The sequence below is a fragment of the Pedobacter alluvionis genome, assembly GCF_003664035.1.
Taxonomy (GTDB): domain Bacteria; phylum Bacteroidota; class Bacteroidia; order Sphingobacteriales; family Sphingobacteriaceae; genus Pedobacter; species Pedobacter alluvionis.
In genome coordinates this window covers 591542-616921 of record NZ_RCCK01000010.1, presented here as the reverse complement: position 1 = coordinate 616921, position 25380 = coordinate 591542, and the positions used below count along the sequence as shown (strand labels likewise).

21 protein-coding genes and 2 tRNA genes are annotated in these 25380 nt (G+C 38.4%); 9 read left to right on the top strand and 14 right to left on the bottom strand.

What is annotated here, in order from left to right; translation table 11 throughout:
• Window positions 1–20: 20 nt before the first annotated feature.
• The 6 genes from BCL90_RS02710 to BCL90_RS02685 all read right to left on the bottom strand — a co-directional run bounded on the left by BCL90_RS02710 (window position 21) and on the right by BCL90_RS02685 (window position 7344).
• Entirely contained in the window at window positions 21–2141 is a 2121-nt protein-coding gene (locus BCL90_RS02710; protein ID WP_121282458.1) for a bifunctional aldolase/short-chain dehydrogenase, read from the bottom strand.
• 28 nt (window positions 2142–2169) lie between these two features.
• Window positions 2170–3264, bottom strand: a complete 1095-nt coding sequence (gene rhaT, locus BCL90_RS02705; protein ID WP_121282456.1) for an L-rhamnose/proton symporter RhaT — start codon at window positions 3262–3264, stop codon at window positions 2170–2172.
• A gap of 399 nt (window positions 3265–3663) precedes the next feature.
• The gene (locus tag BCL90_RS02700) at window positions 3664–4515 is read right to left on the bottom strand and encodes an alpha/beta fold hydrolase (RefSeq protein ID WP_121282455.1); all 852 of its coding nucleotides are present in this window, start codon (window positions 4513–4515) and stop codon (window positions 3664–3666) included.
• A gap of 18 nt (window positions 4516–4533) precedes the next feature.
• Window positions 4534–5001 carry a pyrophosphohydrolase domain-containing protein gene (locus tag BCL90_RS02695; protein ID WP_057932530.1) on the bottom strand — a complete coding sequence of 156 codons (468 nt, stop codon included), beginning with the start codon at window positions 4999–5001 and terminating at the stop codon, window positions 4534–4536.
• Between the two features lie 523 nt (window positions 5002–5524).
• On the bottom strand, window positions 5525–6259 hold the full coding sequence (locus BCL90_RS02690) for a LytR/AlgR family response regulator transcription factor (protein WP_121282453.1): 735 nt from the start codon (window positions 6257–6259) through the stop codon (window positions 5525–5527).
• Window positions 6260–6336: 77 nt separating this feature from the next.
• Window positions 6337–7344 carry a sensor histidine kinase gene (locus BCL90_RS02685; RefSeq protein WP_121282452.1) on the bottom strand — a complete coding sequence of 336 codons (1008 nt, stop codon included), beginning with the start codon at window positions 7342–7344 and terminating at the stop codon, window positions 6337–6339.
• Between the two features lie 206 nt (window positions 7345–7550).
• Between BCL90_RS02685 and BCL90_RS02680 the strand changes: the two genes are divergently transcribed.
• The gene (locus tag BCL90_RS02680; RefSeq protein WP_121282450.1) at window positions 7551–9968 is read left to right on the top strand and encodes an outer membrane beta-barrel family protein; all 2418 of its coding nucleotides are present in this window, start codon (window positions 7551–7553) and stop codon (window positions 9966–9968) included.
• A gap of 87 nt (window positions 9969–10055) precedes the next feature.
• On the opposite strand, the gene BCL90_RS02675 is transcribed toward BCL90_RS02680, so the two are convergent.
• Window positions 10056–10538, bottom strand: a complete 483-nt coding sequence (locus BCL90_RS02675) for a GNAT family N-acetyltransferase (protein ID WP_121282448.1) — start codon at window positions 10536–10538, stop codon at window positions 10056–10058.
• Window positions 10539–10609: 71 nt separating this feature from the next.
• Here BCL90_RS02675 and BCL90_RS02670 point away from each other — a divergent pair, with 71 nt between their 5' ends.
• Window positions 10610–10930: a hypothetical protein gene (locus tag BCL90_RS02670; protein WP_134380544.1), complete on the top strand. Its 321-nt coding sequence runs from the start codon at window positions 10610–10612 to the stop codon at window positions 10928–10930.
• 63 nt (window positions 10931–10993) lie between these two features.
• Window positions 10994–11596: a hypothetical protein gene (locus BCL90_RS02665; RefSeq protein ID WP_121282444.1), complete on the top strand. Its 603-nt coding sequence runs from the start codon at window positions 10994–10996 to the stop codon at window positions 11594–11596.
• 68 nt (window positions 11597–11664) lie between these two features.
• On the opposite strand, the gene BCL90_RS02660 is transcribed toward BCL90_RS02665, so the two are convergent.
• On the bottom strand, window positions 11665–13263 hold the full coding sequence (locus BCL90_RS02660; RefSeq protein WP_121282442.1) for a S41 family peptidase: 1599 nt from the start codon (window positions 13261–13263) through the stop codon (window positions 11665–11667).
• A gap of 304 nt (window positions 13264–13567) precedes the next feature.
• Between BCL90_RS02660 and BCL90_RS02655 the strand changes: the two genes are divergently transcribed.
• Window positions 13568–14008 (top strand): SRPBCC family protein, encoded by a 441-nt coding sequence (locus BCL90_RS02655; protein ID WP_121282440.1) that lies wholly within the window; start codon window positions 13568–13570, stop codon window positions 14006–14008.
• Window positions 14009–14113: 105 nt separating this feature from the next.
• On the opposite strand, the gene BCL90_RS02650 is transcribed toward BCL90_RS02655, so the two are convergent.
• The 3 genes from BCL90_RS02650 to BCL90_RS02640 form a co-directional block, all read right to left on the bottom strand.
• A tRNA-Phe gene (locus BCL90_RS02650) sits at window positions 14114–14186 on the bottom strand.
• 183 nt (window positions 14187–14369) lie between these two features.
• Window positions 14370–14927 carry a GNAT family N-acetyltransferase gene (locus tag BCL90_RS02645; protein WP_121282439.1) on the bottom strand — a complete coding sequence of 186 codons (558 nt, stop codon included), beginning with the start codon at window positions 14925–14927 and terminating at the stop codon, window positions 14370–14372.
• A gap of 206 nt (window positions 14928–15133) precedes the next feature.
• A tRNA-Phe gene (locus BCL90_RS02640) sits at window positions 15134–15206 on the bottom strand.
• Window positions 15207–15434: 228 nt separating this feature from the next.
• Here BCL90_RS02640 and BCL90_RS02635 point away from each other — a divergent pair.
• Both BCL90_RS02635 and BCL90_RS02630 read left to right on the top strand, forming a co-directional pair.
• Window positions 15435–16730 (top strand): (Fe-S)-binding protein, encoded by a 1296-nt coding sequence (locus BCL90_RS02635; RefSeq protein ID WP_121282437.1) that lies wholly within the window; start codon window positions 15435–15437, stop codon window positions 16728–16730.
• Window positions 16731–16820: 90 nt separating this feature from the next.
• The gene (locus BCL90_RS02630; protein WP_029277013.1) at window positions 16821–17609 is read left to right on the top strand and encodes a (Fe-S)-binding protein; all 789 of its coding nucleotides are present in this window, start codon (window positions 16821–16823) and stop codon (window positions 17607–17609) included.
• A gap of 78 nt (window positions 17610–17687) precedes the next feature.
• Here BCL90_RS02630 and BCL90_RS02625 read toward each other — a convergent pair whose 3' ends face one another.
• The 3 genes from BCL90_RS02625 to BCL90_RS02615 form a co-directional block, all read right to left on the bottom strand.
• Window positions 17688–19025, bottom strand: a complete 1338-nt coding sequence (locus BCL90_RS02625) for a TldD/PmbA family protein (protein ID WP_208529834.1) — start codon at window positions 19023–19025, stop codon at window positions 17688–17690.
• A gap of 8 nt (window positions 19026–19033) precedes the next feature.
• Complete coding sequence (locus BCL90_RS02620) at window positions 19034–20671, bottom strand: TldD/PmbA family protein (RefSeq protein ID WP_121282433.1); 1638 nt, start codon at window positions 20669–20671, stop codon at window positions 19034–19036.
• 880 nt (window positions 20672–21551) lie between these two features.
• Window positions 21552–22037, bottom strand: coding sequence for a hypothetical protein (locus BCL90_RS02615; protein ID WP_121282431.1), 486 nt, complete (start codon window positions 22035–22037; stop codon window positions 21552–21554).
• A 50-nt stretch (window positions 22038–22087) separates the two neighbouring features.
• Here BCL90_RS02615 and BCL90_RS02610 point away from each other — a divergent pair, with 50 nt between their 5' ends.
• The 3 genes from BCL90_RS02610 (at window position 22088) to BCL90_RS02600 (ending at window position 25368) form a co-directional block, all read left to right on the top strand.
• The gene (locus tag BCL90_RS02610) at window positions 22088–22567 is read left to right on the top strand and encodes an ABC transporter ATPase (protein ID WP_121282429.1); all 480 of its coding nucleotides are present in this window, start codon (window positions 22088–22090) and stop codon (window positions 22565–22567) included.
• A gap of 4 nt (window positions 22568–22571) precedes the next feature.
• Window positions 22572–22859, top strand: coding sequence for a YciI family protein (locus tag BCL90_RS02605; RefSeq protein ID WP_121282426.1), 288 nt, complete (start codon window positions 22572–22574; stop codon window positions 22857–22859).
• 97 nt (window positions 22860–22956) lie between these two features.
• Window positions 22957–25368, top strand: a complete 2412-nt coding sequence (locus BCL90_RS02600; protein ID WP_166792161.1) for an AsmA family protein — start codon at window positions 22957–22959, stop codon at window positions 25366–25368.
• Window positions 25369–25380: the final 12 nt, after the last annotated feature.

Genomic DNA, 25380 nt, shown 5'->3' with positions numbered 1-25380 from the left:
TGTTATTATTTCTCTTTGTATTATCTCACAAATGCCATAGCTACTCCACCATCAACATTTAAAACATTTCCTGTTGATTTTTGCAGCAAGCCACCTACAAAGGCGAAACAGGCATTGGCAATATCATCCGGTAATATGATCTGGTTCAATAAGGTACGTTTGGCGTAATAAGCCGGTAGTTCTGCAACGGTAATTCCATAAGCTTTTGCACGGCCTTCTGCCCAACCGCCTGCCCAGATATTGCTATCGCTGATTACAGCATCAGGGTTAACCACATTTACACGGATATTATCGGCACCCAATTCAGCAGCGTTTAACCTGCTTAAATGTAGCTGCGCTGCTTTTGCACTACCATAACCGGCATTGTTAGGTCCGCTTACCAGGGCGTTCTTACTTACAATATTAATGATATCGCCACCAATATTCTGCTTTTGCATCGTATTTGTTGCAGCCTGGGTAATAAAGAACTGACCTTTTACCAAAACATTATATAATAAATCCCAATCTTTTTCGGTGTGATCAGCAATGGTTTTAGAAATTGATAAACCTGCGTTGTTAACAATAATATCTACCCCACCAAAAGCCAAAGCAGCAGCATCGAAAGCTTGTTTAATATCGTTTTCGCTGGTTACATCCAGAATTGCAGTGCTATAAGAATCCTTGCCATAAAGGTTTGCAAACTCTTTACCTGCTTCTTCCAAACGTTCGGCATTCATATCATTTAAGATCACCACACCACCTTCTGCAACAAACTTTTTAGCAATCGCCTTACCGATGCCACCCGCACTACCTGTAATCAGGGCAATTTTTCCTGTTAAAGGCTTTGGTTTTGGCATACGCTGTAATTTCGCTTCTTCCAACAACCAATATTCTATATTAAAAGCTTCCTGGTGTGGTAACGAAGTATATTCTGAAACGGCCTCAGCACCTTTCATTACGTTAATGGCATTAATATAGAATTCTGCAGCAACCCTTGCGGTCTGTTTATCTTTAGAGAAGGTAAACATGCCGATTCCAGGATATAAAATAACCACCGGATTGGTATCCCGGATAGCCGGACTATTTGGATGTTTACAGGCTTCATAATAAGCCGTATACATTGCTCTATAAGCCTCAAAAGCAGGCTCCAATGTTTCTTTTAGCGCCTTAACATCTGATAAATCTGCATTACTTTCTAGTGTTAAAACCAGCGGACTGATTTTAGTTCTCAAAAAGTGATCGGGACAACTGGTTCCCATTGGAGCAAGGCGATCCAGATCATTAGAATTGATAAATTCTAAAACGCGGCTATCATCTGTAAAATGACCGATCATGTGCTGTTTAGAAGAACATAAACCACGCAAAACAGGGGCTAAAGCAGCAGCCTGTTGTTTACGCTGATTTGCTGCTGCACTTTCAATCTTTTGTCCACCAAAAACAGGGCCTTTTTTACCATAATTTTGACTTAGGTATTCAGAACAGATTTCGATTACTTCTAATGTATTCAGGTAACTTTCGTAAGCGGTATCTCCCCAGGTAAACAAACCATGTGAGCCCAGCATAATGCCACGGATACCCGGATTTTCATCTAAACACTGTTTTAATTGTAGTCCCAGTTCAAAACCTGGTTTTTTCCATTCCACCCAGCCAATTGTTCCTCCAAATAATTCTTCGGTAATTTTTTTACCGTCTTTAGCCGCCGCGATAGCAATTGCCGCATCGGGGTGCAGGTGATCGATATGCGCAAATGGCAGGAAACCATGCAAAGGCGTATCGATTGATGGTGCTTTAGAACTTAAATCGAAAATGCAGTGGTTAAACAGTTCAACCATTTCATCTTCATGTTCTACCCCACGATAAATATTTTTCAAGCTGCGTAAACGATCAACATATAATGCTGCGAGGCCACTTTTCTTTAAAGTACCTAAATCGCCGCCCGAACCTTTTACCCACATCACTTCGGTTTCTAAACCGGTAAGCGGATCTTTTTCCAATACTTTACACGAGGTATTTCCACCTCCATAATTGGTTAAGCGTAAATCTGCACCCAATAAATTAGAGCGATAAATTAATAGGGCAACTTCATCTCCAGCCAGTTTTGCGGCTTCCTCTTCATCCCATAGATAGCTTACGTGCTTATAACTTTTCGTATCGATTGACATTCTTATATTCTATTTAAATTTTTATTTATTAACCTTTAATTGAATTACCATAACCCACAATGAGTACCGAAATGATGATGGTTAAAATACCCGCCAAAACAGTAGTCAACGTTTTTCTTGATACACCTTTCCACTCTTTTAATACCAGGCCCCATATATTGGCGATGAGGATGATAAAGGCCATGTGCAGAATCCATGAACTGGCACCATTGCCCATTTTACTTTCGCCCATACCGTAGAAAAAAAACTGTAAGAACCAGGTAGTACCTGCCAGGGCAGAAAAAATATAGTTTTTTAATAACGGTGTTTTTGCATTGGTATAATCACCAAATGTTTTATTCCTTGCATTTAATACCATACACCAGATAAAGTTGGTAGTTAAACCTCCCCAAAGCACAATTACATAAGTAACGTTATTCTGGAATAAAAAATTACCGGTTTCAGCAGGATTTGCTGCTTTCCAGATGGCATTCGCTGCATCAGCCATTGGTTTTCCGGCCTCGATACCGAAATTGAAACAGGCACTTAAAACACCCGAAACAATCCCTACGAATAAACCAAGTCCGAATTTATATTCTGTTTTTACCTCCATCCCATGCGGATCGGTAATGCCAGATTTCATTTCCTTTTCTTTCATCATACCTGCTTTACCACAGATGATAATCCCAACAACACAAACCAAAAGCCCAAGCAATACCATACGGCCCCAATCGGTATGTAGAAACATGGTAAAAGTATCTTTACCGGCCTGCGGAAAAAAATCGAAGTAAATAGATGGCAGGATTGAACCCAGAACCATACAAAGTCCTAAAATGATACTACTTCCTAACGATACGCCCAGATAACGAACGCCTAAACCATAGGTTAAGCCACCGATACCCCAAAGCACACCAAAAAAATAGGTTAACCATAAAATGCTACCGTTGGTACTAGTGATAATTGCCGTAAAATTAGGGATGGTTAAATAAGCGGCAAGTGGCGGAACGATTAACCAGGAGAAGATTCCCCCAACAATCCAGTAACTTTCCCAGGCCCAACCTTTAACTTTTTTGTATGGAATATAAAAACTTCCAGAGGCAAAGCCGCCGAAGAAATGAAAAATTACACCTAAAATTGCTTGCATGCGCTATTAATATATTTGGTTGCTCTAAAATAGAATATACAGTAATTTTAACTGTTATGCACTGTTATGGATGAGAGATGGAAGACGTAAAATGGATGATGGAATTAGATAAGTCCGGAGATCGGAAGCAATAGTGTAGCAAAAAAACGAGTCTTAGTGCATTTCCGATTTTTGAGTGGTGTAAGATGTTATCATCTGACACCTAGTGAATATCAAGTGAATAGTATTAGCGTTGTCAACTTTCTAGCGTATTTGCTATTAAAGTTGACAACGCTTCTCATGGAAAAAAATATAGCTTCATTTTTTGTTTGACCACCTAAGCTACCTGAGAACATGTAAGATTTATTGGTGGTAATTTTTAGATATAGATTTCTCCACTACGGTCGAAAGGACGATCCCTTATATCAATGACGATATTTTCTGCACAATATCTTCGATCACATTAATAGATCTGAGGATTTTGTAATGTCCTACATCTTCGAATGATTTTGAGTTGATGGCAGGATATTTATCCAAAAATTCTTTAAGAAATAAATATGGCGAGATATGATCAGCAGGATCGAATGCAAGAAAATGATCAAGCTCCGGACTTAGCTGATAAAGTTCGGTCAGGTTAAAGTGGCTGGCAGGAACAGGGAATTCTTGAGCAAAATTATAAAAGAAGATCTCCTGGTGTTTTGCACCAATGTTCACCGAATCCAAACTTTGCTCGAAGTTTTCTTTCAGTCTGATTAATGGCGCAATGCTGATCAACAGATCGGGAGTTATTCCTAATTCCTGTAAAGCAATTACGTTGGCCATGCCACCAAGCGAATGTCCGATCAGAACATCAGGCTGCGCATAATTTAAGGAAATAGATTTTACCGAATCGGCATATAACATCAGGTTGGAAAATTCAGAGATTGAACTTCCGTTACCCGGTGCATCAAAAGCGATAATTTCCAGGTCATCTATTTTCAGGAGTTCAATAATTAACTCATAAAAGTCTAAAGCTTTTGAGGCCCATCCATGCGTAAGTAAAACTTTACGTTTTCCATTTCCCCAACTAAAACAGTTAATGCTTACTTCGTTATTGGTGAAATAAGTATCAAAAACCTGGAGACTAAACTGTTTTGATACAGCAATAAGCTGTTCCTGATGTAGGCGTAATGGCATTTTGGGTGAGTAAAAAATAAACTCACGCATTAAAGCTGCATCAGGATTTGCCTGTGTCAATTTCAGCTCGTTTGCAATCTGTTTTAGTCTTTTCAATTCGAGCTTATTTATGGGTTAAACCAAATGTGATTTTAAATCTGCCGGAGAATAATTGATCGATTTTAAGGTCTTATCGTCAGATTTTCTGAACACCAGAAACAACCCGTCGATTTCTTTATAGTAAGATTCAGTCTGGTCTTTATCTAAGTAAAACTGGATAGTTTGTTCAGCTTCTTCTACGGTTTTGCAGGCTTTGCTCATATTAGAACGGTGGACTTCATCAAATAAAGTCTTAAATTTTCCTCCCAAACCAAACTCGTGGATGGCACCGGCCAAAACATATTGCAAATCGCAAAGGGCATCGGCAACTTCTACCAGATCATCATTTTCTACGGCTTCCTGTAATTCTTTCAGCTCTTCGGCTAAAAGCGATATGCGCAAATTGGCTCTCTGCTTTGAAGGAATAACCGGACTTTCTAAAATAGGATGTTTAAAGGTAGTGTGAAATTCTGCAACCTGGTTTAGCGAATTGGTTTCTTGCATGGTGATTTTTGATTTTAATCTTTACGCAGCAAACTTAAAGAAAACAGAAGAAATATTGGGGAGAATTTGTGCACAAGATTGGTTAATCATTAGTTGGTTTAATCGGTTAATTGTTGAAACTGGTTTAATGTACCGTGGTAATTGCTAAAATTGTTAGATTGCTAAATTGTTATCTGCAATTTTCCAACTGAAAACTGGTGAGAATTGTTACTGGTTAATTGATTGTTGAATTGCTTTATTATTGAATTGTAAAAACTAACCAGAGAGCCAATAGATTGATTTATCAGGCTATTTTTTTTGCCACGGAAACACAAATTTACATGGATGATAAACAAGAGAGGAGTCATTCTGAATTTATTTCAGAATCTATCTAAACCATTTTTTTGCCACGGAAACACAGATTACACGGAATTTACTTTAGCTATCTTTCTACAATTAAGGGATTAAGAACATAAAGATAGAAAATGGTTTACCAGAGATCAATCCCAACAATCTAACAATTCAACAATATTTAACTGTTCCTTTAACCACCCTTCTTCCCTTCCCTCACCACTTTAAAAAACTCTTCCTTATAGGTTTCCCCAATTGGAATAGCCTGATCGTTAATATAAACGGTATTTCCATCTATCATCTTAATCTTTTCAATAGAAATAATATAAGATTTATGGATGCGGTAAAAAGGCGGTTGCGGCAGTTCGGTTTCCAGCTCACGCAGTGCCTGGTAAGTCACAATCCTTTGGCTGGCGGTATACACCGAAACATAGTTTTTCAACCCCTCTATGTAGAGAATGTCTTCATAATTAACCTTGATAAACTTGTTCTTGGTATCGCCCTTGATAAAAATAAAATCATTCCCCTGTGTTACCTGCTGAATAACTACTTCTTGTTGTACAGGTGCCACAGGCATTAAAATCTGTTGCGCTTTCGTAGCTGCCTTATAAAAACGCTCGTAAGAGATCGGTTTAAGCAGATAATCTACCACATCAAGATCAAAGCCTTCTAAAGCATATTCTGGATAAGCCGTGGTTAAAATTACTTTGCATTTACCGCCACAGATTTTCAAAAACTGGATCCCGGTTAATTCCGGCATCTGTATGTCTAAAAAAACGAGATCAACCTTACCCTCCTGAACCAGATTAAGGGCTTCAAAAGCATTTGTAGTGGTCCCAACCAATTCTAAAAAAGGGGTTTTATTAATAAAAGCAGCAATAATATCTGAAGCGTAAGATTCATCATCAACAGCAAGGCAACGGATCATGGTTAGGGTTTAGCGGTTAGGGGTTGGCGATTAGCTTGAATTAATGTTAGAATAGTTTCAATGATACAAATTATTCATTACAGATTTAAGATCAAAGTACTTTTATAGGTATTGCCGTTATTAGAAATCAATAACTCATGTTTTTCGGGATAAATCAAATCTAACCTACGGTGAATATTCACCATACCTACACCGCTTGAGTGGTCTTTTTGTGCGTGACTGATCTTATTGCTTACCTCGAAACTTAATCTTTTGTTCTGTACTTTGAGTTTAATACGTACTGGCTGAGCTTCATCAGTCACCACACCATGTTTAAAAGCATTTTCAACAAAAGGGATCAATATCAGCGAAGCTATTTTTTGATTGGCAATGCCCTCGGCCGTAAAGTCAACATAAAATTTGGGTTCAAAACGCATTTTAAATAATGCCACATAACTCTCAAGATATTCCACTTCCTTATCTAAACTTACTTTGCCATCCGGGCTATCGTTCAGTGTATACCGCATTAAATCTGATAAACGCAAAATAGCATTGGCCAGTTTATCAGAAACGGGAATAGCCAGGGAATAAACATAATTTAAAGTATTATACAGAAAGTGTGGATTGATCTGCGATTTGAGAAATGAGAGTTCTGCTTTAACCACTTCTTCTTTAAGTTTTCTATGCATCTGCTCCGATTTAAAACTCTGCTCAATACCATAAACCGCAGCCGGTGTTACAATGAACCCAATACTCCAATAAATATTATCTGAGATGTATTCCCAGGCAGTTGTACCGTCGTCGTAGTTATGAAAACCAAGCCATTTTAAAAAAAGCACTTCTTCTATTAAATACCTAAGTGCAATAAATACCCCGATGGTAAACAAAATGCCACCAATTAACTGAAGTACTTTATTCTTTTTCAAAAATCTTGGATATACCCATAAGTAACAGATGTAGAACTCTATCACTTGTATAAAATTCATAGAGATACTCAAAGCGGCCTTGATAAATGTTGTACCATCAATTAAATAACCACCATAAAAATAGCCTAATACGAGTATCCAGCAAAGAATATGGATGGAAATGGTGTTTATTGTTTTCATGGTCTAAAACTATGTAAAGCTTTTTTAACTGCCTATTTTCTTATTCCAAACCGGCAAATAATTATCCCAACCTCTACAATTTAAGGATCAACACCTTTTATTGCAAAAAAAAGCATTGGGATAATATTTTAAAGGGTTGGGATTATTTAATTTTTAGACCCACGCGACATCTTCATCTTTGAATCGTCAATTATAAAACAAACACAATGATGAACCGCTTATTTAAATCTGCTCTTTTTGCTTTGCTTATTTTTAGTCTTCAAAGCGCTATTGCTCAAAACATTAAAATCTCAGGAACTGTTACCGATAAAAGTAATAAAGCACTAGATTATGCTTCAGTTGCTTTAATCCACCTACCCGATTCGGCTTCAGTTGCCTTACAGGCGACCAACCAACAGGGAATTTATGAGTTTGCCAATGTTAAATCTGGCCGATACCTTGTTAAGGCATTAATGATGGGTTACGGCAAAAACCAATCGGCACCATTTGAAGTGAAAGATGTATCTGTTAAAGTTCCAGGAATTATACTAACAGACTTGGCCCAAAACCTGAAAGATGTAAACATTATATCAAAAATGCCCGTAATTGATCAAAAAGCCGACCGGGTGATTGTAAACGTAGAACAGATGAATACCGCAGGTGATAATGCATTGGAAGTAATCAGCAGGTCGCCGGGTGTAAAGCTGGATAAGGACGATAACATTGTATTAAAAGGTAAAAAAGGAATTAATGTGATGATTGATGGTAAGATGAGTTATATGACGGGTTTGGAATTAACCACTTATTTAAAATCGCTACCCGGATCTGTATTAAGTAAAATAGAGTTGATTTCCAATCCACCTTCTTCTTTTGATGCAGCTGGAACAGCAGGAATCATCAACATAAAACTCAAAAGAAATAAAATGCAGGGATTTAACGGAAACATGAATATGGGTGGTGGTTACGGCCGTTATGAAAAAGTTTATGCGGGTACCAACCTGAATTACAATATCGGTAAAGTGAGCACTTATCTGCGCTTAGACGCCGGACATTATAACTCATACAACAGGTTAACTTTAAACAGAACCATAGGACAAGAACAATATAACCAGCTTAATTTTTGGCACCCGATTACGAATAGTTTAAATTATTCTGCCGGTGCAGATTATTTTATTGATGATAAAAATACCCTGGGCATCATGGTAAAAGGTTATACCGCTCCGGAAGAAACCAAGGTAAACAGTAATTCGGTAAATTATAATGCCGCCGGCGCAAAAATGGGCGGAACAAGCATGTTCAATCCGCAGCACAATACCGAGAAAAACCACGCTTTAAACCTAAACTACCGGTTAAAAACAGATAGTTTGGGTGGAGAACTGGGCATTGATGCAGATTATGTTCGTTATGACAATAGTAAAAACGAAACTTTTACCAACAATTACCTTGATGAAAACGATCAGCTTATTGGTATTCCAATTGATCTGCGCAATAACGGGATGGGCAAAGTATCGATCTATTCGATCAAGGCTGATTACACGCTGAACTTTAACAAAACACTAAAAATGGAAACCGGCTGGAAAAGTAGTTGGGTAAAATCGCAGAGCGATGTGCGCTTTGATTCGCTTAAAACCGCGGGCTGGATCACCGATCCAGGAAGGACGAATTTATTTTTATACAACGAAAACATTAATGCAGGTTATCTTTCACTCGATCAAAACTTCAAAAATTTACAGATTAAAGCGGGCTTACGTGCGGAGCAGACATTGGGCAATGGCAGTTCATCAGGAACGAATACCCTGATTGACAGAAAATACTGGAAGCTTTTTCCAACACTCTTTATTTCTTTAAAACTCGATTCGAACAACCTGATTACGGCAGCCTACCGCAAAAGTATTAATCGCCCATCATACAGCAGTTTAAATCCCTTTACTTTTTATAGCGATCCTTATACTGCCTTGCAAGGGAACCCGTTTTTACAGCCCTCGTATGCCAACAGCTTTGAATTTAACTACTCCTTTAAAAATTTCAGGATATTAACATTGAGCTATTCAGTTAATAACGGGTCGATATGGGAAGTAGTTTATCAAAATGATGCGACTAAAGAAAGTATCTCCCGACCAGAAAACCTAAGCCGTACCACCAACTTTTACATGGCAACCGGAAGTCCTTTTGATGTAACCAAATGGTGGAACAACAGTACTGAAGTTTCGGCTGGATTTAACCGCACCGAATCAGCTGTACAGGGAAATGGTTATAATGCTTTCTCGTGGAACTGGTCGGTCTTGATGGATAATACGATCACATTACCCAAAAACTATAGCTTATCATCTTATGCTTATTATGATTCTCCTTCTGTTTCCGGCCTTTTCCGCAGTTTAGGGAGTTACCAGCTAAATATTGGTGCTAAAAAATCATTCTGGAACAAAAATGCAACACTAGCCCTAAAAGTAAACGACATTTTTAATACCAGTAAATTCAGAGCCAACCTGGAATACAATAACATTAAAACCTATTGGCAGAACGAATGGGAAAGCCGCAGGATAAACTTAAGTTTTACCTATAAATTCGGGAATATGAAAATCAAAACCGCCCGCAGTAGAAAAACCGGAACAAGTGATGAGGAAAACAGGGTCGGCAAAAATTAAGTTTGAAAGGTTAATTGTATAATTGTTTATTGGTTAACTGGATGAGATTTCGATTTTGACAGTTAACCATTCCCAACAATTAACCGTCTATAAAACCAGCAGCATCCAAACATTACAGGCAAAATGGCCCGAATTACCCAATGGGGAAGCGAGTTTTTTAAACCCTGCCCTTTCGTACATTCCAATTGCTGTAGAGAGCTCAGGGAACGATTCTAAATACACCTCATTATAACCAAAATGCTGTGCCGATGCTATACTTTTCTCCATGAGCATTTTGCCAATACCTTTGCCGCGAGAAGATGCCGAGGTGTATAATTTAACCAGCTCAACACAACCATCTGGCAAGCCTTCCGTTGGATAAATACCACAGCCACCAATAATAACTCCATCTTCTTCGGCCAACCAATAAGCAGATTGCGGATGTTCGAAAACGATAGATAGCTCATCAGTTGTAGGATCGGTATAAACAGTACCAGGCTTGTCTATTTTAAATTCTCTTAAAATCGTTCTGATCATTGAAGCGGTAGCAGTGTTATCTTGCGCAGTTATCTTCCTGATGGTGATGTCCATATTACTATTATTTTTATTATTTTATGCAAAGTTAAAAAATGAGTAGTGGCTTTTTAATAAAAGCAAACAAAATGCCTTCTAATTTCATTTATAAAGTATTAAAACAGATTTACACCATGGAAAACGAAGAAAATAAAACAGTAACAACATCAGGCACAAATCACCCAAAACCAACAGATGATGTACAGCTGGAAATAGAAACTGTAATCCCTTCAACGGAAAAGGAAACCGAAAAACCAAGTGAGGCATTAAAAACTGAGGAAGTTAAGGACGAGAAAAAATTGGATGATCAGGATGAAGAAGCAGATACTACGGAGAAACCTGCCGAAGAAAACAAAACTGATAGCGACGATAAACGCGATGATATCGAAACCGCTACACCAAGTGCTTAGTTAATTTTGGTTAAACGCATATTACAGCTGAAATAGTTTTACTATTTTGGCGTTATGAATAACATGAAAGAAAAACTATTGCTTTTCCTGTTTACCATAAGCATTTTTGGCTGTGGAATAAACAGGCAGGCACAGCAGATAAAAGCCCTTGAAGACTGCACCTATAAAATTACAGGGGTACAACAGGTATCGATTGCAGGCACAGATGTTAAAAAGTTAATGGGCCAGCAAAGCTTCAGTTTAACCAGTTTACCTGGCGTTGCATTGGGTTTGCTCAGAAAAGACATTCCGCTTAAAGCCAATCTGAATTTAGAAATAACTAATCCGTCGGGCAATTTAGCGGCTATAAACCAGTTCGAATATAAAATATTGGTTAATAATACTGATTTGGCAGAAGGCATCGTTAATCAAAATGTAAGCATTACACAAGGCCAAACGGTTACCGTTCCGGTACAATTGGTGAGCAACATTTACGGATTAATAGCTAATGGCAATGTATTTAATGATATTATCAAAGCTGCTCAAAAAGGATCATCGTCAAAAGATGAAAAACTAGGTTTATTAACTATAAAAATTAAGCCAACCTTCATGCTGGGCAATACACCTGTTAAATATCCAGGTTATATCACCATTAATAAAGATATCAGCAGTAAAATATTATTGTAAATACCGTCACAATAAAAATGCCCGCTTAACTAAATATGTTAAGCGGGCATTTTCGTTATTAGCTTTTATTAAAATTTCTTATCCGGCGTCATCACCATACCTTTAAATCCTTTTGGATCTAACTTTTCATCTAATGCTCTTAGTTGTGTCACCGATAATTTTGATGGCATTACTGTCGTCGTTGTACTTAAACTAGCTGTTTTTGCAGCTGTAGTTATAAAAGTCCCATTTTTGGCGTATGAAAGAGCGTTGGCCAACAATGTTTCTGTTTCATCACCCCAGGCTTTTGTTAAATCTTCTGCCGATTCTTTATCTACCGTTAGGCCAGAATAGTAGCCGCCAACGCCAAGTTTATTTTTAGTTTCAAATTCAGGGATGTACATATCCACCTTATCTATTCTGATTGGAAAGAAACCAACTGGTTTACCGTAAGTTGTTGTACCAATCAGTTTTACATCCATTACCGGTTTTAAACTGTTAATGGTTAACTCGCTTGCCGAGGCTGTTGATCCCGTTACGATAAAATAAACCCTGTTTAATGTTAAACTACCTGATTTTACAAATTTCTCTATATTATCAGCAGCTGAAGGCGAATAATCTAAATCTGCATAAGTGGCGTATTGTTTGTTAACCCCATCAGTAAAAGTCTGTAATTTACCGTCATCATCCAACAGCGGCTGGTGTGCCAGAACGGATGCTTTACGCTGAGCAGTAGTAATCGACTGCAGGTAGTTATTGTAATAAGAAGTAAACATTGTATTACCGGTTTCGCCTGCTGGCGCCGCTAAATTGATCATTTGTGTAGCTGTTGAAACATAGCCACCACCGTTATAACGTAAATCAATAATTAATTCACTCACCCCTTGTGCAGCAAAATTAGCAAAGGCTGTATTTATCGCCGCAGAAGCATTATTGGTAAAACTATTAAAAACAATGTAACCGACTTTCTTTGCGCCAACCGTATAAACATTCGTAAATAAGATCGGATTAACACTATAAAAGCTACTGGATACAACAGCTGTTTTCGGGTTACCGCCTAGATCATTAAAAGCAAGAGTCACCGTTGCATTTGTGCCAAAAATGGCATTATTTAAAAAATTAACTGCACCAGGGAAGGTCAGATCTGTTCTTCCGTTTACACTCGTTATCCTGCAACCGCGTGTTAAACCCTGCAAGGCTGCAGGCGAGTTGGGATAAACATATTTCACCCTTAAATCTGTAGTATTATTATACTGAACAGAAAAACCGTAATCATTGGCCGAGCCATTTACATCTGCCTTAAGCACTCCTGTTTTACCTGTAGTAGCTGCAGTATAGTCGAAAAACGAATATTTAGGCTCGCCGGAAGTGCTTACATATTCATATGGTTTTCCTGTTGCCGGATCTAAAGAATATTGTGTCATGGCATATAGTTCCGCTTCATTCGAACTAAATCCACGTGGTTTAAACAACTCATAAGTGGGTAGCGAAGTATTCCAATAATAAAGCTCTTTACCGTATAGAAAAATAGAATCTTTAGTCAATTCATCCCGCGTTCCGCTAGGCGTTGTCACAACCGGTGGGGTTACAGGCTCATCAGGCATAGTATTGCTCTTTTTACAGCCGGTAATAACCCCAAAGCTTAAAAAACCTAGCGTTACCAGGTAAAAGAATTTCTTATTTCTCATTGGAATTATACTAATTTTATCTCTATATACGAATAAGGCAATCGTTAAGTTGTTCGGAGATAAACTTTTATCTACCTAAAATTTAACTCAAAATTGTACACTCATGCATATATTGGTGAATTACGTAAATCTACCGATTAAATTACTTTTCATTGAGATATTTAGCAATTTTTAACAAGATCTGCTAAACGGTGTTTCACTATTAGTCCTTATGCCCCCACAAATTGTCGCCTTTGCACCGCTTAAGTCAATCAGATCCTGTGTAAATTTGTTATACTAATTATCTGATTAAAAACCAAAAACCATGGAAAAGATCGAATTTAAAACCACAATTAATACCACAGCAGAAAAAGTTTGGAATGCGCTGTTTGGCGTAGAAACCTACCCTAAGTGGACAGCTGCTTTTATGGAAGGATCGCGTGTAGAAACCGACTGGAAAAAAGGAAGCAAGGCTTTGTTTCTGGGCGAAAACGGAGATGGAATGGTAGCTGTGATTCAAGACAGTATCCCAAACCAGTACATGTCTATTAAACATCTGGGCGAAATAAAAGACGGCAAGGAAGACTACAGTGGGAATTGGGGCGAAACACTTGAGAATTATACCCTCAATGAAAGAGATGGCAAGACAGAACTCGTCATTGATATGGGCATTAGCGATGAATGGAGAGATTATTTCGAAAAAACATGGCCTAAAGCACTGGATAAGGTTAAAGAGATAGCTGAAAATTCCGGTGAGCACCTGTAAAGTTCAATTTGAAACAAAAGCCAAAAATAAAATTGTGCTGCTTGGAATTTTCTCTAAATGGCACTAAACCAAAAAAGCCTTTCATTTCTGAAAGGCTTTTGGAAGTGGTGCCACCTGGATTCGAACCAGGGACACAAGGATTTTCAGTCCTTTGCTCTACCGACTGAGCTATGGCACCATCCGTTTGGGATTGCAAATGTAGTGTTCTTTTTCTCAATTCCAAAAAAGGATTTCAGTTTTTTTCGCCAAAACAAGACCTTAAAGCCTCATCTTTTTGATAAGCAAGAAGATGCACTGAAAAAATATTTTTATTTTATATAACGCACTCAGGCGGCTTAGGTAATCAAAAAAAAACATATCCCTATAAATGCTTAATAATATTCCTAAGAAAAACATACTCCAGGCCATCTATATCATCCATTACCTCACCAATCTTTTCAAATCCTAAACTAGAAATAAGTTTAAGCGAATCTTTATTTCCCGGCGAAACACTAGCTATAAAATTTTCAACTCCAAAATTTATGTTTGCCCAGTCCATTATAGCCGTAGCAGCTTCTGTTGCATAACCCTTTTTCCGGTAGTCTTTAATAATGCGATAGCCTAATTCAACCGCGTTTGTAGCATATTCTTTTAAATATTCAGGATTTGGCTTACTATGGAACCTCACCAATCCTATCATTTGATCTTCGTCCACTAATATAATTGCCCTTGCCGACCATGGCAAGTAATCTGAATCTTCAAATTGCTTTAAACCATATCGCAAACTACCTGGATGATCGAACATTTCTACAGGAATTTTAGCTTTCAGTAAAAGCGTTGCCCCTTCTAAATCATTTTTCAGGAAATTGGATATCATTTCCTTATTCATTAAACGAAGGATTAGCCTCGGGGTTATAATATCATCTGTAGATTTCTGCATGAAGCAAAAATGCTAAAATACTTAACATTTATGTGGAATATAAAGATTCTCTCGAATGTATGGCATAACTTAGATGATCTAAGGTGGCTTAGGTGGTCAACAAATAGAATACTATACTAATCTGTTGCAAATAAATAAACCAGGGCAATTTCAATAAGAATGCCGTAAACCAAAAAAGCCTCTCATTTCTGAAAGGCTTTTGGAAGTGGTGCCACCTGGATTCGAACCAGGGACACAAGGATTTTCAGTCCTTTGCTCTACCGACTGAGCTATGGCACCATCCGTTTGGGATTGCAAATGTAGTGTTCTTTTTTCAAAAGCAAAATTTTTTTTCGATTATTTCATTGCCATACTGATTATCAATTAATTAATTTTTAACGATTCTTAATGAAGGCCTTAATACTTGCTTAGAATGAGTACAAACAAACAATTTTATTGATTTTTTTATGCATGCATAGTAATTTATTTAGATTAATATCCTAATTTAGCATAACAATCTAATTTTGCATGGTAGCACAGATCCTTTTTCTAGTACTTACACTTGCAGCAATTGCGCTGTTTACAGTTAATCTGCGTAAAATAATTCGCAACATCCGTTTAGGCAAACCGGTAGATCGAAAAGATCAACCGCAAAAAAGATTAATGACGATGCTTCGGGTGGCTTTTGGGCAATCTAAAATGGTTGTTCGCCCTATCCCTGCCTTCCTCCACTTTTTTGTTTACATCGGCTTCGTCATTATCAATATCGAAGTATTGGAAATCATGATCGATGGATTATTCGGCACACACCGGATTTTTAACGGTTTGGGTGGTTTATATAACTTTCTGATCGGGTCTTTTGAAATCCTGGCCTTTACCGTTTGGGTTTCGTGTGCTATTTTCCTTGTGCGCAGGAATATCCTGAAACTTAAGCGCTTTAGTGGCGTAGAGATGAAAAGCTGGCCGAAATCAGATGCCAATTACATTCTCATCATTGAGATTTTATTAATGAGTGCTTTCCTGCTCATGAATGCAGCCGATGCAAAATTACAGCTGTTGGGTGCCAGCCATTATATTAATGCAGGGGCATTTCCGGTAAGCCAATATTTAATGAATATCCTGCCTTCATCTGAAAATGCCTTGGTAATCGTTGAGCGCAGCTGCTGGTGGTTCCATATTATCGGGATTTTAGCGTTTTTAAACTACCTGCCCTATTCAAAACATTTCCATATTCTTTTCGCCTTTCCAAATACCTACTTTTCTAATCTGGAGCCTAAAGGTGAGTTTACCAATATGGCCTCAGTTACCAATGAGGTAAAAGCAATGCTCGATCCTTCTTTTGTTCCTGCAGAAACCGAACCTGGTAAATTTGGCGCAAAAGATGTAACCGACTTAAGCTGGGTAAACCTGATGAATGCTTATACCTGTACCGAATGCGGAAGATGTACTTCAGTATGCCCGGCAAATATTACAGGTAAACTTTTATCGCCACGCAAAATTATGATGGATACCCGCGACCGCATTACCGAAGTGGGCCAAAATATTGACAAACATGGTGCTGAACATCAGGATGGAAAATCTTTATTGGATGACTACATTAGCAGAGAAGAAATTTGGGCCTGCACCAGTTGTAACGCCTGCGTAGAAGCCTGTCCGGTAAACATCGATCCATTACAAATTATTATGGAGCTACGCCGTTTTGCCGTGATGGAAGAGTCGCAGGCACCAGGCAGCATTAACGCCATGATGGGAAATATTGAAAACAACCAGGCACCCTGGAAATACTCTCCAGCCGATCGTTTTAACTGGGCACAAGAAAGCTAGATTGACAGTTTTGTTGGCATTGAATTAAAATAATAATTACATCAGGTCTTGATACTTGATACTCGATACTAGAAAATAGATACTAGACAAATGGAATTTAAAGTCCCTACAATGGCCGAGTTAATGGCCGCAGGTGAAGAACCGGAAATATTATTTTGGGTTGGCTGTGCTGGAAGTTACGATGAAAGAGCGCAGAAAATTACCCGCGACATTTGCAAGATCTTACATCATGTAGGCATAAAATACGCTGTTTTAGGAACAGAAGAAAGTTGCACCGGAGATCCTGCTAAAAGAGCCGGTAACGAGTTTCTTTTCCAGATGCAGGCCATGACCAATATTGAGGTATTGAATGCTTACAATATCAAAAAAATTGTAACAGGCTGTCCACATTGCTTCAATACCATTAAAAATGAATATCCGGGTTTAGGCGGCACTTACGAAGTAATCCACCATACCCAATTGATCCAGGATTTAATTAACGAGGGCAAACTAAAAGCTGAAGGTGGCGAAAGTTTTAAAGGTAAAAAAATCACCTATCATGATCCATGTTATTTGGGCCGTGGAAATGGAATTTACGAAGCGCCAAGAAAAGCGCTGGAAGTACTTGATGCACAGTTGGTAGAAATGAAACGCTGCAAAAGTAATGGCCTATGTTGTGGCGCCGGAGGTGCACAGATGTTTAAAGAACCAGAAAAGGGGAATAAAGATATTAATGTAGAACGCATTGACGAGGCTTTACAAACCAATCCACAGGTTATTGCAGCAGGTTGCCCTTTCTGCATGACCATGCTAAGTGACGGTATTAAACTAAAAGATAAAGAGCAGGAAGTTAAGGTGTTGGATATTGCCGAGATTACAGCAAGGGCAAACGGACTGTAACATCAACTTTTAACTAAACAAATAAAGCCTGAACATCGATGATGCTCAGGCTTTATCATATTGTTAATTCTTGATTTGTTATACCGCATCAGATAAAGAGGTAAAAGTAAAATCTCTTATTCTTAATGGAGGTAAAAGATAGTTGGCTTCCGATTCGGCACTAACTGTTCTTTCAGCTATTCCAATTTCATCCAGGTTATTCAACATAATAATCGGACTTTCATTGAAACGGAAATTTTTAACCGGAAACTTAATCTCTCCATTTTCAATGTAAAAAGTACCATCCCGGGTAAGTCCGGTTAGTAATAAGGTTTGTGGGTCTACTGTTCGGATATACCATAAACGAGTAACCAATATCCCTTTTTCTGTTCCTTTGATCAATTCTTCCAAAGTTTTAGTTCCACCTTGCATAATGGCACCACCCGGGAATGGGATCGCTTTAATCCCGGTTTTTTGGGCCCAATACCTCGAGCTGTATAAATTTTTAACCACTCCTTTTTCTATCCAGTTTACTTTTTGCTGCGGCCGTCCGTCTCCAGACCATGTTGCAGTTGGCAGTTCAGGATTCCAGGGATCTGAATAAATATTTACACGCTCATCCACCAACTGTTCCCCTACCTTTGTTTTGCCACCTGTTTTGCTCATAAAACTCCGTCCTTCATCAGCCTGCCTGGCATCCATAGAAAAGAATAAATTTTCCAGCATCACTGCTACTGCAGTCGGCTCTAAAATAACAGTATATTTACCTGGTTCTATAGCTTTTGCAGTTACTGATGACATTGCTTTTTTGGCTGCTATAGCCGTATCGGCCTTTGCGTTTAGCTTACTAAAATCATTATATCCCCTGGTGGCATAACCCGATCCTTTGCCATCATCAGTTCTTACCGTAATGTTAAAGGCAACATCGGTTGAGGTATTATAGGCAAACAAACCCTTACTGTTCATCATTGCAGAGCAGCCTACACTGTTTGATAAAAATCCCGCAGCATTTAGTTTATTACCCATTGCCTCTTTTAAACTGGCCTGTACTGCATCAGCTCTTTCTTTTGGGGTAACAGCTGCTGTAGCCGGAGAAAATGTAGGTGAATCAGCACCATATTCCTGAGGACCAAGAAAAGGCATAAATTCAGGATTTTCTGGTGCAAGCTGCGCAAGTTCTTCTGCTCTGCGCACTACTTTTTCTAATGAAACATCATCAAACTCGTTTATAGTTGCGGTACCGAGTTTTTTCCCGAAGGCCGAATTCACCACCAAACTGTTAGCGCTAATTCCACCGCTGGTAGAGACTGCATTTCTGGCATACCTCAGGTTGCCGCTATCTGAGCAATTTAAATTGACTTCACATTGTTCTGCTTTGGAGTAAGAAAGCACCTTGGTTAAAAGTGCCTTTGCTTCTGCTTTTGTTAAGATTGGCATAATTTCTATCAGATTTTTCTAGCGGTGTTGATCACATTAATTTTATTAAAACGTGTGGTTGCCGATCCGTGAGATACAGCACTTACCTGGCCAGGCTGGCCTTTACCATCGAAAAACGAGCCTCCTAAACGATAATCGCTTTGATCGCAAATGGCCACACACGAATTCCAGAATTCCTGGGTATTGGCCTGATAAGCCACGTCTTTAAGCATACCAACTATTTTCCCGGCTTTAATTTCGTAATAGAGCTGACCGCCAAACTGAAAATTATAACGTTGCTGATCAATAGAAAAAGATCCGTCGCCTACAATATAAATGCCTTTTTCAACATTTTTGATCTGATCCGCTATACTCAATTTGGCCTTACCAGGTTGCAAAGAAATATTTGCCATGCGCTGAAACTGAACGCTGCTCCAGTTATCAGCATAACAACATCCTTGCGATGCATTTAAACCTAATATATGTGCCTGATCTCTGATGGCCTGGTAATTTACCAATATACCATCTTTAATGACATCCCATTTTCCACACTTCACACCTTCATCATCATAACCAACAGCCCCTAACGACCCAACTTCGGTTTTATCAGCAGTAATATTAACTTCCTTACTGCCGTAATTAAATTTTTTGGATTCCCATTTATCTAAGGTTAGGAAACTGGTTCCCGCATAATTGGCTTCATAGCCCAATACGCGGTCAAGCTCTGTTGGGTGACCACAAGATTCGTGAATCGTTAACCATAAATGTGAAGGATCCAATACCAGATCATACTTGCCTGGCTCTACCGATTTTGCCTTCATCTTTTCGCCTACCTGCCTGGCCGCCTGTGTAGCATCTTCAAGCATATCGTACCGGCCTTTATAAAGCGTACCAGAAGCTGTTTGTATTTTATCCTCTGGCCTTGCATTTAAATATTCGTAGCCTTTACCTGTTGGGGCACTCAATGCATTTCTGGTTTCGAACTTACCGGTTTCCTTATCTATTTTTGTGATAAAGAAAGTTGGCCAGATGCGGTGGATATCCTGATCGATATAAGAGCCATCAGTGGAAGCAAAATATTTTTGTTCATTTACAGCAAACAAGATGGAATTAATGTAATCTGCACCACCCTTCATGGCTGCATCATTTACTGCCAGCAATAAATCTACCTTTTCTTTTACAGGTACTTCAAAAACATTTTTCTCAATCGGTGCTTTCCAGCTTACTTCACCATATCCTTTTTGCGGGGCTAGCTTTACAGGCTCTCTTAACAAACGGGCATTTTCTTTGGCAATAGTTACCGCCAGTTCGGCTGCTTTGGCGATACTATCCTTATCCAGTTTGTCGGTTGCTGCAAATCCCCAGCTTCCATTCGATATTACCCTGATGCCGATACCATACGATTCGGTATTTACAATATTCTCTACTTTATCCTCGCGTGTAACAACATATTGGTTAAGGTATCTGCCTACACGCACATCAGTATAAGTTGCACCTTTTGATCGTGCCGCATTTAAGGCCACGTCCGACATGATTTTTTTAGCTGCAGGGTCGACATACGTTAAAGCCTGCTCGGGGGAAATCTCCTTCCCAAAAACCGGAATAGCAGGAAGCATGGCCGCAGCTGCTCCTACACCAGTTAAATAAATAAAGTTTCTACGTTTCAAGATGAGATGGTTTAAATATAAATGAATATAAGTCTTTTAACTTATATTCAAAAATTTCCTGAACCTCATACTGTTTTAAGTTGTTTCTTTTGCTGTTAATATGCAGGGGTTTCGTGCCACAGACCAGAGTTCATCGGAGCGGCATCAAAGATATTCCATCGGGATAAAGCGGAGGGCAGGACCACCTTTAAAATAGCGAATGGCATTGCGCTCCAAAAAAGTAGCCTATATTTTAATTCATATCACATACTACTGTTGCAACCTTCATCGCTATTGACATTAAGATTTGATGATTTTTTATTTTTAGGAAAGCAATAACAGTATTCCATAGGTTAATTTCTTCCTGCTCTGCCTGCTGCCATGAAAAATGGCATTCGTTCGATCAGGTTTAGTTTAGTCATTTTCTGCTACTATGTCGGTTTTCCGTGCCACAGGCCTAAGTTCATAGCCCTGATCGAAGCGGCATCCCCGATTTTTCATCGGGATAAAGCGGATGAGCAGGACTAACATAAAAAAAGCGAATGGCATTGCGCTCCAAAAAACAACCGAAAAGCTTAATATTTATGTAATATCAACCTACATCTTAAATAATATTAAGATTTAGTGTTTTCTTATTTTTGGAAAGCAATTGTAGTATTACATAGGTTAATTTCTCCCTGCTCTACCTGCTGCCACGAAAAATGGCATTCGTTCGATCAGGTTTAGTTTAGTCATTTTCTGCTACTATGTCGATTTTCCGTGCCATATGCCTAAGTTCATAGCCCTGATCGAAGCGGCATCCCCGATTTTTCATCGGGATAAAGCGGATGAGCAGGACTAACTTAAAAAAAGCGAATGGATTTTACTTCATATCTCTTATTTAATAGGTTAATTTCTTCACCTATAGCTTCTGCGAAATTGAACCCCCTGCATTAATTTTATTCAAATTATCGCGGATCAGGTTTAAATCTTCAGCTTCCATATTTTTTAACGGAATAACCAGCTGGGTAGCCATTGAGTCTACATCGCCTCCCCTGTCTTTATAGGTCTGCACAATTACGTCATCACCCTTGGTATGAATATATAATTTACCCGAAGTAGTGGTACCATAATAGTCCATATCTTTAAATTTCGATAACTTAAATGCGAAATACTCCGTTTTACCGTTATTAAAATACCGCTTGTAACGGCAAAAACCATTGTTAGTAACATTTAACTCATAACGTTTTACCTGATCACTTTCCTGGCTGCTGTCATAATGATCGGTAAGCGTTTTATGAAGGTAAATGGCATACTGCTCCATGGATTCGGGGTCTGAAAAAGCACATAAAAACATACAAAAAGCCGAAAGAAGGGATATTTTCAAGCACAGTGTAAACTTTTTCATCAGGTTAGCGTTTTAATCCTACCAATTTAATTAAAATCATAAATTTGTATATGAGTTTTTCTCCACAATCAAGAGTTTGGATATACCAAAGCGATCGCAAATTTACTTCTACTGAAGAAACTGAGATCTTAAACAAATTGGCTGCTTTTACTAACCAGTGGAAAGCGCATGGAAATGAATTGCTTGCAAAAGCAGAAATACGCTATGGCTTTTTTATTATCCTAACAGTAGATGAAAGTCAGGCGGGGGTTACCGGTTGCTCTATTGATAGCTCTGTTCGTTTAATTAAAGAAATTGAGCAAGAGTATCATGTAGACCTTTTTAACCGTTTCAACATCGCCTATAAAGTAAATGAAGAAGTTGTGGTAAACAGCAAGGAAGATTTTGAAACGCTGGTAAATATAAAGCAGGTAACGCCAGAAACGATTGTATTTAACAATATGGTTCAAAACCTGGCTGAGCTTGAATCTAAGTGGGAAGTTCCTTTTCAAAACAGCTGGCATTCTACCGTTTTTGCACATTTACTTTAAGCCTGTGTTCATCGTAGATCTTAAATATATTGTTCCGCTAACCGAATTAGATGCACATATGGAAGCGCATGTACAATATTTGAAGAAATACTATAAAAAAAACATTTTTGTAGCTTCGGGAAGAAAGGTGCCCCGAACCGGTGGAATCATTTTGGCCCTGGCTAAAGATGAGGTTGAATTGAAAAAAATCCTGATGGAGGATCCCTTTTATAAACACCGTTTGGCCGCTTTTACGATTACACATTTCTTAACCTCACAGTACCATCCTGATCTGGAATCTCTTTTAGGCTAACTAATTTAAGAGACCTGTTGCTATTGCAGCTATTTTTTACTGTAAGCCAAACAATTAGCGAACAAAAAACATTATATTGTTAAATCAAATAATGTGTATGAAGCGCTGGCTTAAAATCTCTTTAAAAATCTTATCCGTTTTAGTTGTCCTGATTATATTAACCTGGCTGGCGGCTGCGTTTTACATTAGTCGCAACAAGAAAGAAGTGCTGGCTTCTATCCTCTCGCAACTCAATAAAAATTTAAATGGACAGATAACGGCCACCAGTATGGAACCTACGCTTCTAAAAAGCTTTCCAGGCGTTTCGGTATCCTTAAATGGCGTTTTACTAAGAGATAGTCTGTGGAACCAACATAAACACGATCTTTTAAAAGCGCAGGATATAGATGTATCGCTAAATGTACTTTCGCTTATTGTGGGCAATATCAACATTAAACAGATTGCCATTAACAATGCATCTATTTACATCTACACCGATTCTACAGGCTATAGCAACACCAGTATTTTTAAAAGTAAATCTAAAACTGATAAAAAATCGTCGCCAAAATCCTCCGCATTAGAGGTTAAAAAGATTGATTTTAACAAGGTGAGTTTGATATTGGACAATAAAAAAAGGTTCAAGTTATTCAATTTCGATATCGATCAGATCAAGGGCAGAATGGAGTACCCTGATAGCGGCTGGACAGGTAAAATCAAGTTAATGACTAAGGTAAACAGTTTCGCCTTTAATACACGAAAGGGTAGCTTTTTGAAAGATAAAACCCTGGAAGGAACCTTAAACGCCCGTTACAGCCGGGATCTTGACGCAGTGATACTAAATCCCGAAATCTTAAAAATTGGTGACCATCCTTTTAAAATCGGTGCTAAAATAGAATTAGATAAATCTGCTTTTGCTATTAGTATAGCTGTAGATGATATTTTATTCAGAGATGTTGCTTTACTCCTATCACCCAATATCTCCTCCAAACTCTTAAAGTTCGGGATAGAAAAACCAATCAATATCAGAGGAAATATTGTTGATGACGGATCAGGCAAATATGGAGACCCGTTGATTAAAGTAGGCATAACGGTGAGAGATAATGTCGTTTCCATCCCGGCAGGTAAATTAACGGCTTGTAATTTTGATGGTTCCTTTACCAACCAGGATACCGTTGGCGGTATTATTGGTGATGAAAACTCATCTATCAAGTTCCACAGGCTTACCGCGAAATATTTTAATGCGCCGCTTAAGATCGATACATTCACGGTAAATAATTTAGCCCGTCCAATTGCCACCGGATTAGTAACCTCGCAGTTCCCCCTATCCAATTTAAACAATTCACTAGGTACGAACGATTTTGATTTTAAAAACGGTACGGCCAATTTAAGGTTATACTGCAAGGCTGATATTGATAATTTCAGTTTCACCAAACCAGTTGTTTCGGGTAAAATACAGATTGCCGATGCCGACATCCTTTACATCCCCCGGAAACTCCATCTGGTTAAAAGCGCTTTAAACATCAATTTTAACCAGAACGATTTATCGATCCAGAACGGGCATTTCCAATTGGGCAAAAGCGAACTTAATGTAAGTTGTAGCATCGCCAATTTTGCCAACTTATATTATACTGCTCCCGAAAAAATATTGGTGAACTTAAAAATGTCGAGTCCTCAACTCTACCTAAAAGAGTTTTTACCTTTCTTAGGACCGAGAACAGCAAAGAAAAAATCGAATGGAAATAAGCAAGTGGTTTCCAAAGAGTTGAGCAATGTGCTGGAACTTTCTAAAATGAATATTCGTTTAACGGTTGATAAAGCCATTTATGATAATTTCCTGGCTAAAAACCTTGATGCCGACATTTCTTTGCGGGGCGGGGGGATATTTTTCAACAAAATAAGCGTGGCACATGCCGGCGGTCAGTTATCGCTAAACGGAAATATTATGCAGGAAACGGCTTCAAATAGTTTTAAGATCAACTCAAAGATCAGCCATGTAAGTGTGAAAGATTTCTTTTATTCGTTTGATAATTTCGGACAGAATACCATTACCAATAAAAATTTAAAAGGTTATTTATCAGCGTTGGCTAACATTTCCGGAAAAATATCGCACACGGGAAAAATTCTTCCAAGATCAATAAACGGTAAAGTGGTGTTCAATATGAACAATGCCGCACTGGTTAATTTCGATCCGCTGGTTAAGGTTGGAAAATTTGCTTTTGCAAACAGGAACCTGTCAAACGTAGAAATCAAAAACCTTGATGGAACACTAAACGTGCGCGGCGACAAAGTAGAAATCAGTCCAATGCAGGTAAACTCCAGCGCCTTAAACTTTAACGTAAAAGGCATTTACGCTTTAGGAAGTGGTACAAATGTAGAGATGGATATTCCACTGAGAAACCCGAAAGGAGATGAAAATCTAACCAGATCGGAAAAAAGGGAAGCCCGTATGCGTGGAATCGTATTGCACATAAAAGCTATTGATGACGAAAAAGGCGGAATAAAAATCAGGTGGAATAAGGATCACGATTAGTGTTAGTCCTAA